This is a genomic window from Pseudomonas sp. HD6422, assembly GCF_025377065.1.
GTDB lineage: Bacteria > Pseudomonadota > Gammaproteobacteria > Pseudomonadales > Pseudomonadaceae > Aquipseudomonas > Aquipseudomonas putida_U.
On the sequence record NZ_JAHWIW010000025.1, the window covers coordinates 1 to 16,290 of the forward strand.

Below are 16,290 nucleotides of genomic sequence, written 5' to 3' on the forward strand. Positions count from 1 at the left end.
ACTGGGACCATTCGGCGCTGATCAAAGGCCTGGAGCACATGGCCAACTTCTCGATCCGCGACGAGAAATGAGCTTCAAGCTGTAAGCCTCAAGCGGCAAGTAAAAGCAGATCTGCTTTTGCTTGCGGCTCGTAGCTTGAAGCTTGCAGCTGTGGGGACCGCCCCTGGGTCTGTGCAGTACCAGGGGACGAGCGCTGAAGCCAGGCGATGTCGCTTTGCAAGTCGACCCAGAGGGCCCGGTTCCGGGGTGGACGCGCCCCGTGAGTGGGTCAGGCGATGACCTTCAGGAACATTACGGTCGCCAGCAGATCCAGGGCGAGCACGGCAACCACGACGAAAATCATGTAGTAGCGGTCGTCTTGAGTCATTTTGCTTTTCCCCAAGCTGGTTGTTTTCCAGGGGTGGAGCAATTCCTGTTCCAACAACGGACCGCTAAAGGAAGAGGCCAACCCTACCCCTCGTCACATTCTTGTACCATTTAGTACATTCCATGATTAGAATCCGCGGCCTCTTCGATGTTGTTCTACAAGCGGACAATCTGATACCTGGAGTGTATTGAGTCGATGCAAGCGGATTCGAATCGCCTAGTGAGCGTTCTGGAGCACCAGATGCTGCTCGAAGACTTCAGCAGCCGTTCAACCCAAGCTGAAGATCAACTGAAAAATGTCGTTCGCGGACAATCCACTCTCACCGAGCTAGAGCATCTGCTCGGCCCTTCCGAGGTATGTGGGATTTGGGGAGACGTGAGACTTTTCCGGTGGCAGTTCGTGTACACCGAAATGGGCTTTGCGCTAAGCGACCCTCAGGTCCTCACCGTGGCCATCGACGGTAACGGCTACATCACTGATTTCGCATTGGTCTAGCACAGAGCACCTGCTCGCTTTCCAGAGTCCAGGCGAGGAAGGACACCGGAAATCGCCGGACAGCAGATAGGAGGAACCAATCCCCACCCGCTTGCGTCCACCGCAAAACATCAAGCGAGTCGACTCTGCAATGGAAACCGACCCCGTGCTGGCCGCGCTTGGCTATCTGAAAGAAAACCACTTGATTCTGACCACAGCCGAATCGTGCACCGCGGGATGCATGGTCGCCTTGTTGGCGGCAGTGCCTGGGACTGGTGAGGTGCTGGAAAGCGGCTATGTCGTCTACTCGCCCGCCGCCAAGAAGCGACTGTTGGGTGTCAGCGTCGAAACCATCGAGCGCTATGGCCTGACCAGCGAAGCGGTGGCCTGGGAGATGGCCCTGGGTGCATTAAGAGACAGCGATGCCAATGTGGTCATCGCGACCACCGGGGTGGCCGGGCCAGCATCCGAATCGGGCGTACCGCCTGGGACGATGTGCTTCGCCTGGGCTTTTGCCGGCGAACCGGTCGCCGTTTTCACGCGTACCCAACGCTTCTTCGGCGAGCGAACCGAGGTCATGCGCCAAGGGGCGCTATACGGATTGACGCGGCTCTCCCACTATCACCAGCGCTGGCTGCGCGGTGAACGTGCCTGAGGGCAGTTGATCATGTCGGAAGATGAACTGACATCCAGGCGTCATCCCGTGCGCGAAGACATGGCCATGCAGCGGCGGGTCTGGCGCTTCGAGCGAGTGGGATGGTATGTGCTGTTGGCCATCGTCCTGCTGGCTCTGGCTGGACTATTCGGTAATGGCCCATTGAGCGATGCCGAAGTGGTCAGCCCCGATGGCCGAGTGAAAGTCGAGTATCAACGCCTCAGTCGCAGCGGAACCACTGACAGCCTTGTGATCACGGTTCAGGGAACCCCTGGCGATCCGGTCGCGGTGCAACTGGAGGGTTCAGTGCTGCGCAAAGCCAGCATCGAAACGATACAGCCGCAGCCGCAAGTCTCACTGTCTCACGGCTCAGCGTTATTGCTACAGCTGGGTACCAGCGAAGACGGATTGGCCACGTTGTACCTGACCCTTCGCAGTGACCATGTAGGAACCCTGGAGGGAACGGTCAGGGCCGGGCCAAGAAGTGCCGTTGGCTTTTCCACGTTCCTTTATCCCTAGGAGTGCGTCATGGATTCCATTCTCCGTGCCGCCGGCATGTACCTTGCCCTCATGCTGCTGTTTCGGGTAGCCGGACGGCGCTCGCTGGCCGACCTGACCACCTTCGATTTCGTTCTGCTGCTGATCATCGGGGAAGCCACCCAGCAAGCGCTGCTAGGTGATGATTTTTCGTTCACCAATGCCATGCTGGTGATCGCTACGCTGATCGTTCTGGACGTTGGGCTGTCGCTCGCCAAGGTCAACTCCAAGCCATTGGCGAGGCTTCTGGATGGACACGCTACCCTGGTCGTTGAAAACGGGCGCTTCCTGCACCACCGCATGCATCGGGCGCGTCTCACAGAGGACGATATTCTTGAGTCAGCGCGGGACAGCCATGGGCTCGAACACATTCAGCAGGTCAAATTCGCCATCGTCGAGCGCAATGGAAAGATTTCGATCATTCCCGCCGAGTGAGGCGCAGACGGTTCACAGAGGTTGTTTTGTCATGCCCCAAAAACGCAAAAAGCCCTGAATAATCAGGGCCTTGAATATGGCGGAAGCGTAGAGATTCGAACTCTAGGATAGTTGCCCATCGACGGTTTTCAAGACCGTTGCCTTAAACCACTCGGCCACGCTTCCAGCTTGTTTTGCGGCGGCAATCATACCTTAATGAAACACGCTGTCAAACTCTCTGTGTCGCCGGTTGCAGGGGCTCTGTTAGACTCGTTGCATCACACGTTTCAAAACCACAGGTTCACCCAAGGAGTGTCGCAATGCGCGAACAGGATTATGCCGTTCATCACGGCCAGCAGGTCGAGCAGCAGGAGATCAGCAAGGTCCTGCGCAACACCTACAGCCTTCTGGCGCTGACGCTGGTGTTCAGCGGGGTCATGGCCTACGTTGCCCAGCAGATGCGCGTCGGCTACCCGAACATTTTCGTGGTGCTCATCGGCTTCTACGGCTTGTTCTTCCTCACCGCCAAGCTGCGTAACTCGGCCTGGGGCCTCGTGTCTACCTTTGCCCTCACCGGCTTCATGGGCTTCATCCTGGGTCCGATCCTCAACCGCTACCTGGGCATGACCGGTGGCGCTGAGGTGGTCAGCTCGGCCTTCGCCATGACTGCACTGGTGTTCGGTGGTCTGTCGGCCTATGTGCTCATCACCCGCAAGGACATGAGCTTCCTCAGTGGCTTCATCACCGCCGGCTTCTTCGTGCTGCTGGGTGCCGTGGTGGCTAGCTTCTTCTTCCAGATCAGCGGCCTGCAGCTGGCGATCAGCGCTGGTTTCGTGCTGTTCTCGTCGGTGTGCATCCTGTTCCAGACCAGCGCCATCATTCATGGCGGTGAGCGGAACTACATCATGGCGACCATCAGCCTGTATGTCTCGATCTATAACTTGTTCGTCAGCCTGCTGCAGCTGTTCGGCATCATGGGTAGCGACGACTGATCGAATCCGTCCCGCGTGATGAAAAGCCCGCTTCGGCGGGCTTTTTCACATCTGCAAATTGACCTTTAAGTCAGTTTATTGCGGATATAGCCGGCGATCTTGCTGCTAACGTGCCTGCCTCTACCGCAATTGCGCCGCAGCCCGTAGAATGCGCTCCCTTTTTTCATGCCGGACCGCTTTCTCGATGAGCTCACACGAACACAGCCCAGGCGCGCCGGCGCCTGCCAACGAACTGGTGCTTGGCCTCGAGGACAAGCCACGGCTGCTGATCGGCCTGTTGGCTGCCCTGCAACACCTGCTGGCGATCATCGTGCCGATCGTCACACCGGGTCTGTTGATCTGCCAGGCGCTGGGAGTGTCGGCGCGTGACACCAACCTGATCGTCTCCATGTCGCTGGTGATCTCGGGTATCGCCACCTTCATCCAATGCAAGCGCTTCGGACCGTTCGGCGCAGGCTTGCTGATCGTGCAAGGCACCAGCTTCAACTTCGTCGGCCCGCTGATTGCCGGCGGCGCGCTGATGGTCAAACAAGGCACCCCGGTGGAAAGCGTGATGGCAGCGATCTTTGGTGTGGTGATTGCCGGCTCGTTCGTCGAAATGGGCGTGTCGCGCATCCTGCCTTTCGTCAAACGCCTGATCACCCCGCTGGTGACCGGCATCGTGGTGCTGATGATCGGCCTGACCCTGATCAAGGTGGGCCTGATCAGCATGGGCGGCGGCTTCGGCGCCATGGCCAATGGCACCTTCGCCAATGGCGAGAACCTGCTGCTGTCGGGCGTGGTGCTGGCGATCATCGTCATTCTCAACCGTATTCCGGTGGTGTGGATGCGCAGCTGCGCCATCGTCATCGCCCTGGCCGCGGGTTATGCACTGGCCGGCTACCTCGGTCGCCTGGACTTCACCGGCATGCATGAGGCCGCGCTGTTCCAGGTGCCGACGCCGCTGCACTTTGGTTTGGGCTTCTCCTGGGCACTGTTCATTCCGATGCTGGTGATCTACCTGGTGACTTCGCTGGAAGCCATCGGCGATGTGACGGCAACCAGCAAGGTGTCGCGCCAGCCAGTCGAAGGGCCGCTGTGGATGCAGCGCATCAAGGGTGGTGTGCTGGTCAATGGCGCCAACTCGCTGCTGGCAGGGTTGTTCAATACCTTCCCCAGCTCGATCTTCGCCCAGAACAACGGGGTGATTCAGCTGACCGGTATCGCCAGCCGCCATATTGGTGTGTGGATCGCCCTGATGCTCGTGGTGCTCGGCCTGTTCCCGAGCGTTGCCGGGGTGATCCAGGCGGTGCCTGAGCCGGTGCTGGGCGGTGCGGCGATGGTGATGTTCGGTGCAGTAGCTGCTTCGGGGATCAATATCTTGGCCAGCACTCGCCTGGACCGCCGCGCCCTGCTGATCATCGCCGTGTCGCTGGCCCTGGGCCTGGGCGTGGCTCAGGTGCCTGAATTTCTGGCGCACATGCCGGCGGCGATTCGCAACGTGCTGGAGTCGGGTGTGGCTACAGGCGGTATCTGTGCGCTGGTGCTGAACTGGTTCCTGCCGGAGAGCAAGGAAAACGCCTGATCCGCGCTGCCCTGTCGACAAAAGCCCGCGCCTGCCTGCGCGGGCTTTTTGCTTTATTATGGCCGCATTCCTTTGCACGAGTTGTCCATGAAATTCGCTATCGCGGTTTTTTCACCAGCCCATGCGCCCTCCTCTCGCCGCGCCTTGCGCTTCGCCGAGGCGGCGCTGGCCGGCGGGCATGAAATTGCCCGGCTGTTCTTTTACCAGGACGGGGTACACAGCGCCTCGGCCAACGTGGTCGCGCCCCAGGATGAACAGGACATCGCCAGCCAGTGGCGTGCCTTCATCGAGATCAACGCACTGGATGCCGTGGTGTGCATCGCCGCTGCGCTACGTCGTGGCGTGCTCGATGAAGCCGAAGCCAGTCGTTATCAGCGCCCAGCGGTGAACCTGCCCAAACCCTGGGAGCTGTCAGGTCTCGGTCAACTGCACGAAGCCGCGCAAACCGCCGACCGCCTGGTCTGCTTCGGAGGCGATTGAAATGGCCAAATCCATGTTGATCATCAGCCGCCAGGCGCCCTGGAATGGCCCATCGGCCCGGGAGGCGCTGGATATCGCGCTGGCCGGCGGCGCCTTCGACCTGCCGTTGGGCATGCTGTTTCTGGATGATGGTGTGTTCCAGCTTGCATCCGGCCAGCAGCCCGCTGCGGTGCAACAGAAGAACCTGGCGGCCAATCTGCAGGCCTTGCCGATGTTCGGCGTCGAAGAACTGTTCGCCTGCCAGCACAGCCTGACACGCCGCGGCCTGTCCGCCGACAGCCTGGAACTGCCCGTAGAGGTGCTGGACGATGCTGCGCTCAAGGCCCTGATGGCCCGTTTCGACCAAGTGGTGACGCTCTGATGACAACCCTGCATGTGTTATCCCACTCCCCGTTCGGCGATGAGCGCCTGGAAAGCTGCCTGCGCCTGCTCGGCGCCGAGGATGGCGTATTGCTGTGCGGCGATGCCGTGTATGCCTTGCGCAGCGGTAGCGCCCCCCATCACCAACTGCAGGTAGCCGATCTTGCGCAACGCCTGTTCGCCCTCGACGAAGACCTGCAGGCTCGCGCCATCGACGGCGACCTGGCCAAGACTGTGGACTACCCGGCGTTCGTCGAACTGTCGCTGCGCTATGACAAGGTCAACAGCTGGCTATGAGTACCCTGACTGTCGGCGCTAGCGCCATCGCCCTGGACAAGGACGGCTTTCTGGTCGACCTGCAAGACTGGTCACCTGCCGTGGCCGAAGCGCTGGCTGCCCGCGAAGCCATTGCCCTGACGCCGGACCACTGGGAAATCCTCGAACTGCTGCGCGCGTTCTACGCCGAGTACCAGCTGTCGCCGGCTACCCGTCCGCTGATCAAGTACACCGCGCTCAAACTGGGCGTGGAAAAGGGCAACAGTCCGCACCTGAACCGCCTGTTCAACGGCACTCCCGCCAAACTCGCCGCCAAGCTGGCGGGCCTGCCCAAGCCGACCAACTGCATATGACCGAACCACTTCCGCTGACCCTGCAAACCCCGGCCGAGCACCCATTCGCCGAATTCGTACGCATCCTTGGCAAAGGCAAGCGCGGCGCCCGCGGCCTGACCCGCGAGGAAGCCCGAGCGGCGATGACCTTGCTGCTCGAAGACAAGGTCGAGGACACCCAGCTGGGCGCGTTCCTGATGCTGCTGCGACACAAGGAAGAAAGCGCCGAGGAGCTTGCTGGCTTCACCGAGGCCGTGCGCACGCACCTCAAGGCGCCGAGCATCGCCGTGGACATCGACTGGCCGACCTACGCGGGCAAGCGGCGGCACCTGCCCTGGTACCTGCTGGCAGCCAAGTGCCTGGCCGACAACGGCGTACGCATCCTGCTCCACGGTGCCGGCGCGCACACGGCCGGGCGCCTGTACACCGAACAAGTGCTGGAGCTGTTGCACATTCCCCTGTGCCGCAACTGGCAACAGGTACGCGAAGCGCTCGACCAGCATCAGCTGGCATTTTTCCCGCTGCAGGACTGGGCACCCTCCCTGCAGCGCATGATCGACCTGCGCAATACCCTTGGCCTGCGCTCGCCGATCCATTCCCTGACCCGGGTGCTCAACCCGCTCGGTGCCCGCTGCGGCCTGCAGAGCATCTTCCATCCGGGTTACCAGGCCGTGCATCGCGAGGCCAGCCAGCTGCTCGGCGATCACGCCATCGTGATCAAGGGCGATGGCGGGGAAATCGAAATCAACCCCGACACCATCAGCCACCTTTACGGCACCACAGGCGGCGAAGCCTGGGACGAGGAATGGCCAGCCATGAGCGAGCGTCGCCATGTGAAACCGTCCAGCCTCGAGCCCGATCATCTGCTGGCGGTTTGGCGCGCGGAAGCCGAGGACAGCTACGGTGAAATGGCCGTCATCGCGACCATGGCCCTTGCCTTGCGCGGCTTGGGCAGCACCCAGGCGCAGGCGTTCGAGCAAGCGCGTGGGTACTGGAAGAGCCGTAATCAATCGAATTAGCCGATAATAGTCCCGCGGTATTTGCGCTATTTATTCGAACGTTTTTCTCTAGACTGAGCTCCAACGACAAACGACTTTTGTTTCCGAGGAGCTCACATGGGCCTGTTGATCGATGGCCGCTGGCACGACCAGTGGTATGAAAACGGCAAGGACGGCACGTTCAAGCGAGAGAATGCCCAGCGCCGCAATCCACTGCCAGCCCCTGAGGCCGGCCGCTACCACCTCTATGTATCGCTGGCCTGCCCCTGGGCACACCGAACCCTGATCGTGCGCGCGCTCAAAGGCCTCGACCCCTTGATCGACGTGTCTGTTGTCAGTTGGCTGATGCAGGACCACGGCTGGACCTTCGACACCCAGCAGGGCTCCACCGGCGATCACCTCGACGGCCTGCAGTATTTGCACCAACGCTACACCCAGGATGACCCGCACTACACCGGCCGCGTGACGGTTCCGGTGCTGTGGGACAAGAAAGAGAAGCGTATCGTCAACAATGAGTCGTCGGAGATCATCCGCATCTTCAACAGCGCGTTCGACGAGTTGACCGGCAACCGTCTGGACCTCTACCCCGCGTCGCTGCGCCCAACCATCGACGCGCTCAACGAGCGGATTTATCCGGCGGTGAACAACGGCGTGTACCGCGCAGGCTTCGCTACCACGCAAGACGCCTACGAGGCGGCGTTCGACGATGTCTTCAATGAACTGGACTACCTGGAAGACCTGCTCGAGCGCAATCGCTACCTGGCCGGTGAGTACCTGACCGAGGCCGACGTGCGCCTGTTCACCACGCTGGTGCGGTTCGACGCGGTGTACCACGGGCACTTCAAGTGCAACCTGCGGCGCCTTGGCGACTATCCGAACCTGTCCAACTGGTTGCGTGAGCTTTACCAGTGGCCGGGCGTGGCGCAGACGGTGAATATGGAGCACATCCAGAAGCACTATTACATGAGCCACAAGACCATTAACCCGAACGGGATCGTGCCCAAGGGGCCGTTGCAGGACTTCACGTTGCCCCATGACCGGGAGCGGTTGGTGGGCAAGGGGATCTGGCAAGGTTGATATCGCTGGGGCTGCTTCGCAGCCCATTCGCGGGGCAAGCCTGCTCCCACAGGTTTGGCGCGGGCTTTGAAAACGGCGCTGATCATTGGGGCCGCAAAGCGGCCCCGGTGATTTCAGCTGTTCTGCGCCCCTTCGAACCAGGCCAGCTTGTCACGCAACTGCACGACTTCCCCAACGATCACCAGGGTCGGCGCATGCACTTCATGCTGGGCCACCAGCGCCGGCAAGTCTGCCAGGGTACCGGTGAATACCCGCTGGTTGCGCGTGGTGCCTTGCTGCACCAGCGCAGCCGGGGTGCTCGCGGCACGGCCGTGACGGATCAGTTCGGCACAGATGGTCGGCAAGCCAACCAGGCCCATGTAGAACACCAGGGTCTGGGCCGGCGCCACCAGGTCATTCCAAGGCAAGTTGCTGGTGCCGTCCTTGAGATGGCCGGTGACGAAGCGCACCGACTGGGCGTAGTCGCGGTGGGTCAGCGGGATTCCGCCATAGGCAGAGCAACCGCTGGCAGCGGTGATGCCTGGCACCACCTGGAACGGGATACCCTGCTCGGCCAGCTCCTCGATCTCCTCGCCACCACGACCGAAAATGAACGGATCGCCGCCTTTCAGGCGTAACACGCGTTTGCCCTGCTGAGCCAGATCGACCAAAAGGCGATTGATCTGCTCCTGCGGCACGGCATGCTCAGCACGGCGCTTGCCAACGTAGATACGCTCGGCATCGCGCCGGCACATCTCGATGATCGCAGGCGCCACCAGGCGGTCGTAGAGCACCACATCGGCTTGCTGCATCAGGCGCAAGGCACGGAAGGTCAGCAAGTCCGGATCGCCCGGCCCAGCGCCCACCAGATAGACCTCACCGCCCTGCTGCACAGGCGCACCATCGACCATGGCCTGCAACAGGCGTTCGGCTTCGGCGCCCTGCCCGGCCAGCTGGCGCTCGGCAACAGGCCCCTGGAATACCGTCTCCCAGAAGCCCCGGCGCTGATTGACATCCGGGTACAAGCGCTTGACCTGATGCCGGAAACGCGCGGCAAGCCCTGCGAGTTCGCCATAGGCCGAGGGAATCCAGGCCTCCAGCTTGGCGCGGATCAAACGCGCCAACACCGGAGCGTCACCGCCACTGGACACCGCGATGACCAACGGCGAGCGGTCGACGATCGCCGGGAAGATCACCGTGCACAAGGCCGGGGCATCCACCACGTTGACCGGTAGGCTACGAGCCTGGGCATCCGCCGAGACCTGGGCATTCAGTGCCGAGTCGTCGGTAGCGGCGATGACCAGGCGGCAACCGTCAAGGTCGTTCGCCTGATAGCCACGCACCAGCACCTCTCCGCCGCCCTCCTGCGCCAGGCTGGCCAGTTGCTCGTCCACCTCCGGCGCCACCACGCGCAGCGCAGCGCCGGCATCGGCCAGCAAACGCGCCTTGCGCAGGGCGATCTCACCGCCGCCGACGACCAGCACGCGGCCGCCCTGCAGCTTGTGAAACAGTGGCAGGTAGTTCATTTAGCGGATGACCTCGACGCCGCCCATGTACGGCTTGAGCACTTCAGGTACACGGATCGAGCCATCGGCCTGCTGGTAGTTCTCCAACACCGCCACCAGCGTACGGCCAACGGCCAGGCCGGAACCGTTCAGGGTGTGCACCAGCTCGGGTTTGCCGGTTTCCGGATTGCGCCAGCGGGCCTGCATGCGGCGGGCCTGGAAGTCGCCGCAGTTGGAGCAGGAGCTGATCTCGCGGTACTTGTCCTGGCTCGGCACCCACACTTCCAGATCGTAGGTTTTCACCGCGCTGAAGCCCATGTCGCCAGTGCACAGGGCCAATACGCGGTACGGCAGCTCCAGGGCTTGCAGCACGCGCTCGGCGTTGGCGGTCAGACCTTCCAGGGCTTCCATCGATTTGGACGGTTCGACCACCTGGACCATCTCGACCTTGTCGAACTGGTGCTGGCGGATCATGCCACGGGTGTCACGGCCCGAAGCGCCGGCTTCGCTGCGGAAGCATGGAGTATGGGCGACGTACTTGATCGGCAATTGCTTGGCGTCGAGGATCTCGCCAGCCACCAGATTGGTCAGCGACACTTCAGCGGTCGGGATCAGGTAGAAGTCGGCCTCGCCTTCGCGGCTGATCTTGAACAGGTCTTCCTCGAACTTGGGCAACTGGCCAGTGCCTTGCAATGCCGGCGCCTGCACCAGGTACGGGGTGTAGGCCTCTTCGTAGCCATGCTCGGCGGTGTGCAGGTTGATCATGAACTGCGCCAGGGCACGGTGCAGGCGGGCGATTGGGCCGCGCAGCACAGCGAAGCGAGCGCCGGACAACTTGGCCGCAGCCTCGAAGTCCAGGCCGCCGCTGATTTCACCCAGGGCGACGTGGTCCTTGATGTCGAAATCGAACTGGGTCGGAGTACCCCAGCGGCGTACTTCGACGTTGTCGTCTTCGCTGGCCCCGACCGGCACACTGGCATCCGGCAGGTTGGGAATGGTCAGCACGATGCTGTCGAGTTCGGCCTGGATGCTGTCGAGCTCGGTCTTGCCGGCAGCCAGCTCGTTGGCCATGCGCTCGACATCGGCCATCAGCGGCGCGATGTCCTCGCCCTTGGCTTTGGCCTGACCGATGGACTTGGAGCGGGCGTTACGCTCGGCCTGCAGTTGCTCGGTACGGGTCTGCACCGACTTGCGACGCTCTTCCAGTGATTCGATGCGCGCGACATCCAGGCTGAAGCCACGGGAGGCCAGGCGATCCGCCACTTCCTGAAGTTGGCCGCGTAACAGTTTGGAATCGAGCATATCGTTCTCTCGTTATAGGTAGGTGTTGGTCAGAAACGGGTCAGGGACAGGCCGGCCCAGGTGGCCAGAAGCCCGCCCACCACGCTGATAGCGGTATAGCCCAAGGCCAGGGGCACTTGCCCGCCTTCCATCAGGCGCACGGTATCGAGCGAAAAGGACGAAAAGGTGGTCAAGCCGCCGAGAAAGCCGACGACCAGGCCTGCGCGCAGTTCGACCGGCGCGAACGGCTTGTGCAGGAACAGCCCGTAGAGCAGGCCGATCAGCAAGCAGCCCACCAGGTTGACCGCAAGCGTACCGGTATAATAATGCTGCGGCCAGCGTGCCACGACCCAGTTGGAGGTGGCGAAGCGCAACAGGGTACCGGCGGCCCCTCCGGCACTGACGGCGGCGATGAGTGCGATCACGGTTTTCTCCGTTGCCGTGGGCTGTTGCGGTCGAGGTCGGCCAGGTGGCGCAGTTTCTCGCCGATCTTGAGTTCCAGGCCACGTGGCACCGGTTGGTAGTACTGACGTGGCTCGAGTTGTTCGGGGAAGTAGTCTTCGCCCGCTGCATAGGCGTCGGGCTCGTCGTGGGCGTAGCGGTACTCATCGCCGTAGCCAAGCTGCTTCATAAGCTTGGTCGGGGCGTTACGCAGGTGCAAGGGCACTTCCAGCGAGCCGTGCTCGGCCGCCTCGCGCAGGGCGGTCTTGAACCCGGTGTACACGGCGTTGCTCTTCGGCGCACAGGCAATGTAGGTGATGGCCTGAGCCACTGCCAGCTCGCCCTCGGGGCTGCCCAGACGCTCCTGCACATCCCAGGCTGCCAGACACAGGCTCAACGCCCGCGGATCGGCGTTACCAATGTCCTCGCTGGCCATGCGCACCACGCGCCGGGCGATGTACAACGGATCGCAGCCGCCATCGAGCATGCGCGCGAACCAGTACAACGCGGCATCCGGGTTGGAGCCGCGAACCGATTTGTGCAAGGCGGAAATCTGGTCGTAGAACGCTTCGCCGCCCTTGTCGAACCGGCGGCGACTGTCGCCCAGCAGGCTCTGCAGCATCTCGACGTCGATCTCGCTGCCGTCTTCAGCCAGGTCCGAGGCATTTTCCAGGAAGTTGAGCATGCGCCGGCCATCGCCGTCGGCGGCGGCCATGAGCATCTTGAAAGCGTCATCGCCCACGCGCAGGTTACGCTTGCCCAGGCCACGCTCTTCGCTCAACGCCCGGTCGACCAGCTTGCGCAAGGCCGACTCGTCCAGGCTCTTGAGCACGTACACCCGGGCGCGCGACAGCAGGGCGTTGTTCAGCTCGAACGATGGGTTTTCGGTGGTGGCGCCGATGAACAGCAGGGTGCCGTCTTCCACATAGGGCAGGAAGGCATCCTGCTGCGATTTGTTGAAGCGATGCACCTCGTCGACGAACAGGATGGTGCGCCGACCGTACTGGCCCGCCTGCTGCTTGGCCACCTCGACGGCCTGACGGATCTCCTTGACCCCTGCCAGCACCGCCGACACCGTTTCGAAATGGGCATCGCAGAACTGCGCCAGCAAGCGCGCCAGGGTGGTCTTGCCTACCCCTGGCGGGCCCCAGAAGATCATCGAGTGCAGCGCCCCCTGCTCCAGCGCCTCGCGCAGCGGCTTGCCGCGTGCCAACAAATGCTCCTGGCCGACATACTCGTCCAGGTTGGACGGACGCAGGCGGGCGGCCAGAGGCTGGGCAACGGGTTCGCTTCGAAACAGGTCCATCACGGCCTCGGCTTACTCCTGGATGATGTCCGCGCCTTTGGGGACATCGAACTTGAACATGCTGTCGGATACCGGATCGTTGGCCTTGACCCCATTGAATAGGATATTGGTGCGCTGGCCGACGCTGTCGACCAGTTGCATGTCATTGATCAGGCCTTTGCGGAACGACACACGCAGCGAGTCGAACAACGTGTCCTTGGTTTTCGGCTTGAGGGTGAAGTCCATGACATCGCCCTGCTCCTTGGAGGTGATGTCGAAGCTCTGGCTGATCTTCGACACGTCACCGGACAGCAGCAGCGCCGGGGTCTGGTTCAGACGCACGTCGAGCTTCTTGATGGTCGCCTGCTCCAGATCAGGGTCCCACAGGGTGACGTTCTTGCCATCGGACACCACCACCTGCTCCTGGGGAGCATCGGTGTGCCAGTAGAACAGGCCCGGGCGCTTGACGGTCATCTTGCCGGACGTTTCCTGCAGGCTGGTGCCGCTGGCGTCGAGGGTCAGTTGGGAGAAGTTGGCCTGGATGGTCTGCGACTTTTCCAGCAACTGGGTCAGGCGCTTCACGTCTTGCTCAGCGGCTTGCGCCAAGAGGGTGGCCGACACGGAGCCCAGTGCCAGGGCAGAAACCAACAGCATGCGAATCGCGCGCATGGAAATCCTCGTTGAGCAGTGATTGGGCCGGGCACCGTGAATGGCGCCCGACAGGGTAACGATCAATCGCGCGGGCCGCCTGGGGCGATGACTTCCCGCGAGCCGTTGCTGTTCATGGGGGTAACCACACCCGCCATTTCCATCGCTTCGATCATGCGCGCAGCGCGGTTGTAGCCAATCTTGAGCTTGCGCTGCACCGCCGAGATCGAAGCGCGGCGGCTTTCAAGCACGAACTGCACGGCTTCATCATACAGGGCGTCGCTCTCCGAATCTTCACCATCGCCACCACCGCCGCCGCCTTCGAAGCCGCTGCCGGCCTCTTCCACGCCATTGAGGATGTCGTCGTTGTAGTCCGGCGCGCCACGCAGCTTCCAGGCCTCGACCACGCGGTGCACTTCGTCGTCGGAAACGAACGCGCCATGCACGCGGATCGGCAGACTGGTACCCGGCGGCATATAGAGCATGTCACCGTGACCGAGCAGCTGCTCGGCGCCGCCCTGGTCGATGATGGTCCGCGAGTCGATCTTGCTCGACACCTGGAACGCCATGCGGGTCGGGATGTTGGCCTTGATCAGGCCGGTGATGACGTCCACCGACGGGCGCTGCGTGGCGAGGATCAGATGGATACCGGCAGCCCGCGCTTTCTGGGCGATACGGGCGATCAACTCTTCGACCTTCTTGCCGACGATCATCATCATGTCGGCGAATTCGTCGACCACGACCACGATGGTCGGCAGGGTCTTCAGCGCCGGCGGCTCGTCGTCCATGCTTTCGCGGCGGTACAGCGGGTCGTGGATGATTTCGCCGGCTTCCTGGGCGTCCTTGATCTTGCGGTTGAAGCCGGCCAGGTTGCGCACCCCCATGGCCGCCATCAGCTTGTAACGGCGTTCCATCTCGGCAACGCTCCAGCGCAGGGCATTGGCAGCGTCCTTCATGTCGGTGACCACCGGGCACAGCAGGTGCGGAATGCCTTCGTAGATCGACAGCTCGAGCATTTTCGGGTCGATCATGATCAACCGCGCGTCTTCCGGGCTGGACTTGAACAGGATCGACAGGATCATCGCGTTCACCCCCACCGACTTACCGGAACCGGTGGTACCGGCGACCAGCAGGTGGGGCATCTTGGCCAGGTCGGTGATCACCGGTTTACCGCCGATGTCGTGCCCCAGGGCCAAGGTGACAGGCGACTTCTGCTCGTCGTACTGGGGCGTGGCGAGCACCTCGGAGAAACGCACCATCTGCCGATTTTCGTTGGGGATCTCGATACCCACGGTGGTCTTGCCAGGGATCACCTCGACCACCCGCACACTGGTCACTGCCAGCGAGCGCGCCAAGTCCTTGGCCAGGTTGGCGATGCGGCTGACCTTGACGCCGGCGGCAGGCTGGATTTCGTAACGGGTAATGACCGGGCCTGGGTGGATGGAGTCCACCGAAACCTCGACGCCGAATTCCTTGAGCTTGATTTCCAGCAGTTGACCCACACCCGCCAGGGATTCCGGCGAGTATTCGATCTTCTTCTGCTCCGCCGGATCGAGGATGGAAATCGATGGCAAGGTGCCTTCCACGGCGCTGTCGACGAACAGCGGTGCCTGTTTCTCCTTCATCACCCGCTTGCTTTGCTCCGGCGCTTTGGCCGCTGCCGGAGGCACGATGGTCGGGGCTGCGCCAGACTGCTCGCGGGACCCCACGGAATCACGCGATGCCAGAGGCTCGCGGGGCACGACCGGCTCGCGCGCCAGGGTCGGTTCGCGAGGCTCGACGTCCGCGGCCGGCGCCGCCTCACGCTTGAAGATGCGCTCGCGCAGCGCCGGCTTGGCCGGCTCGCGCTTGTCGGCGGTTTTCGGCCCGAGGTCGAACACCGGATCATCCACTTCACGCAACTGCGCTTCCAGGCGCTTGCGCTCGGCGCGGGCCTCCCACCAGCGGCTTGCGGCGCCCTGGACCAGCTCGAACAGGTCGAGGGTGATCTTGCCGGTCAGGTCCATGACCTTGAACCACGACAGATCGGTGAACACGGTCAGGCCGAACAGGAACAGGGCGATGAACATCAGCGTGCTGCCCTGCACGTTCAGCAGATTGCGCGCCAAGTCGCCGAGGCTTTCGCCCAGCGCACCGCCCGCGGAGAACGGGATGTTGGCTGCCGGGTGAAAGTGGATATGGGCCAAGGCCGCGCCCGACAGCACCAGGAACACCAGACCGATCAGGCGCCAGGAGAACAGCCAGCCGCTCCACTGCCATGGCTGGTGGCGCTCACGGAAAATCTGCCAGGTCTTGATCGCCAACAGCAACGGGAAGATGTAGGCGAAATAGCCCAGCACCATGAACAGGATGTCGGCGAAGTAGGCCCCGGCACGCCCAGCGGCATTCTGCACCTGCTCGACGTTGCTGGTGTGGCTGAAGCCAGGGTCCGAGGTGTCGTAGGTCAGCAGCGCCATCCACAGATACAGGCACAGCGCGCCGACAGCGATCAGCGCACCTTCCTTGAGGCGGTAATGCAGCTGCTGGCGCCACAGAGGCACGGGCAAGGGAGCTGGGGTTGCGGTGGATTTCTTCAAAACGCGTCTATTCCTGCGCGTACTGCGCGTCCAATAGTGATCGGCCAGG

19 protein-coding genes and 1 tRNA gene are annotated in these 16,290 nt (G+C 62.4%); 13 read left to right on the forward strand and 7 right to left on the reverse strand.

Features of this window, described 5'->3' with window-relative positions; genetic code table 11:
- The 5 genes from KY379_RS18220 to KY379_RS18240 form a co-directional block, all read left to right on the forward strand.
- Positions 1-71: hypothetical protein (locus tag KY379_RS18220; protein ID WP_261241131.1), on the forward strand; the 71-nt coding region annotated here is incomplete at its 5' end.
- Between the two features lie 536 nt (positions 72-607).
- Entirely contained in the window at positions 608-862 is a 255-nt protein-coding gene (locus KY379_RS18225) for a hypothetical protein (RefSeq protein WP_133331943.1), read from the forward strand.
- 130 nt (positions 863-992) lie between these two features.
- The gene (locus tag KY379_RS18230) at positions 993-1,496 is read left to right on the forward strand and encodes a CinA family protein (protein ID WP_133331942.1); all 504 of its coding nucleotides are present in this window, start codon (positions 993-995) and stop codon (positions 1,494-1,496) included.
- Between the two features lie 12 nt (positions 1,497-1,508).
- Positions 1,509-2,015: a hypothetical protein gene (locus KY379_RS18235; protein ID WP_261241129.1), complete on the forward strand. Its 507-nt coding sequence runs from the start codon at positions 1,509-1,511 to the stop codon at positions 2,013-2,015.
- A 9-nt stretch (positions 2,016-2,024) separates the two neighbouring features.
- Entirely contained in the window at positions 2,025-2,468 is a 444-nt protein-coding gene (locus KY379_RS18240; protein WP_261241128.1) for a DUF421 domain-containing protein, read from the forward strand.
- 77 nt (positions 2,469-2,545) lie between these two features.
- Here KY379_RS18240 and KY379_RS18245 read toward each other — a convergent pair.
- Positions 2,546-2,633: transfer RNA gene (locus KY379_RS18245), tRNA-Ser, on the reverse strand.
- Between the two features lie 134 nt (positions 2,634-2,767).
- On the opposite strand from KY379_RS18245, the gene KY379_RS18250 reads away from it, so the two are divergent.
- The 8 genes from KY379_RS18250 (at position 2,768) to KY379_RS18285 (ending at position 8,526) form a co-directional block, all read left to right on the forward strand.
- Positions 2,768-3,439 (forward strand): Bax inhibitor-1/YccA family protein, encoded by a 672-nt coding sequence (locus KY379_RS18250; protein ID WP_133331940.1) that lies wholly within the window; start codon positions 2,768-2,770, stop codon positions 3,437-3,439.
- 184 nt (positions 3,440-3,623) lie between these two features.
- On the forward strand, positions 3,624-5,003 hold the full coding sequence (locus tag KY379_RS18255) for a nucleobase:cation symporter-2 family protein (protein ID WP_133331939.1): 1,380 nt from the start codon (positions 3,624-3,626) through the stop codon (positions 5,001-5,003).
- An 87-nt stretch (positions 5,004-5,090) separates the two neighbouring features.
- Positions 5,091-5,483: a sulfurtransferase complex subunit TusD gene (gene tusD / locus KY379_RS18260; protein ID WP_133331938.1), complete on the forward strand. Its 393-nt coding sequence runs from the start codon at positions 5,091-5,093 to the stop codon at positions 5,481-5,483.
- 1 nt (position 5,484) lies between these two features.
- Entirely contained in the window at positions 5,485-5,844 is a 360-nt protein-coding gene (tusC, locus tag KY379_RS18265) for a sulfurtransferase complex subunit TusC (protein WP_133331937.1), read from the forward strand.
- Positions 5,844-6,140 (forward strand): sulfurtransferase complex subunit TusB, encoded by a 297-nt coding sequence (gene tusB, locus KY379_RS18270; RefSeq protein WP_261241127.1) that lies wholly within the window; start codon positions 5,844-5,846, stop codon positions 6,138-6,140. Before tusC ends, tusB begins: the two co-directional genes overlap by 1 nt.
- On the forward strand, positions 6,137-6,472 hold the full coding sequence (locus KY379_RS18275; RefSeq protein WP_133331935.1) for a TusE/DsrC/DsvC family sulfur relay protein: 336 nt from the start codon (positions 6,137-6,139) through the stop codon (positions 6,470-6,472). The genes tusB and KY379_RS18275 overlap by 4 nt, the downstream gene beginning before the upstream one ends.
- On the forward strand, positions 6,469-7,470 hold the full coding sequence (locus KY379_RS18280) for a glycosyl transferase family protein (RefSeq protein WP_261241126.1): 1,002 nt from the start codon (positions 6,469-6,471) through the stop codon (positions 7,468-7,470). Before KY379_RS18275 ends, KY379_RS18280 begins: the two co-directional genes overlap by 4 nt.
- Positions 7,471-7,566: 96 nt before the next feature.
- Positions 7,567-8,526 (forward strand): glutathione S-transferase family protein, encoded by a 960-nt coding sequence (locus KY379_RS18285; RefSeq protein WP_261241125.1) that lies wholly within the window; start codon positions 7,567-7,569, stop codon positions 8,524-8,526.
- Positions 8,527-8,639: 113 nt separating this feature from the next.
- Here the strand turns inward: KY379_RS18285 and cysG are convergent, their stop codons facing one another.
- The 6 genes from cysG to KY379_RS18315 all read right to left on the reverse strand — a co-directional run bounded on the left by cysG (position 8,640) and on the right by KY379_RS18315 (position 16,289).
- Entirely contained in the window at positions 8,640-10,031 is a 1,392-nt protein-coding gene (gene cysG / locus KY379_RS18290) for a siroheme synthase CysG (protein ID WP_261241124.1), read from the reverse strand.
- The gene (serS, locus tag KY379_RS18295) at positions 10,032-11,312 is read right to left on the reverse strand and encodes a serine--tRNA ligase (protein WP_133331931.1); all 1,281 of its coding nucleotides are present in this window, start codon (positions 11,310-11,312) and stop codon (positions 10,032-10,034) included.
- 29 nt (positions 11,313-11,341) lie between these two features.
- The gene (crcB, locus tag KY379_RS18300) at positions 11,342-11,716 is read right to left on the reverse strand and encodes a fluoride efflux transporter CrcB (RefSeq protein ID WP_133331930.1); all 375 of its coding nucleotides are present in this window, start codon (positions 11,714-11,716) and stop codon (positions 11,342-11,344) included.
- Positions 11,713-13,038: a replication-associated recombination protein A gene (locus tag KY379_RS18305; protein WP_133331929.1), complete on the reverse strand. Its 1,326-nt coding sequence runs from the start codon at positions 13,036-13,038 to the stop codon at positions 11,713-11,715. Before KY379_RS18305 ends, crcB begins: the two co-directional genes overlap by 4 nt.
- A gap of 12 nt (positions 13,039-13,050) precedes the next feature.
- Positions 13,051-13,686, reverse strand: coding sequence for an outer membrane lipoprotein chaperone LolA (gene lolA / locus KY379_RS18310; RefSeq protein ID WP_261241123.1), 636 nt, complete (start codon positions 13,684-13,686; stop codon positions 13,051-13,053).
- A gap of 62 nt (positions 13,687-13,748) precedes the next feature.
- A complete protein-coding gene (locus KY379_RS18315; protein ID WP_409977285.1) occupies positions 13,749-16,289 on the reverse strand; it encodes a DNA translocase FtsK in 2,541 nt (846 codons plus the stop codon).
- Between the last annotated feature and the right edge of the window lies 1 nt (position 16,290).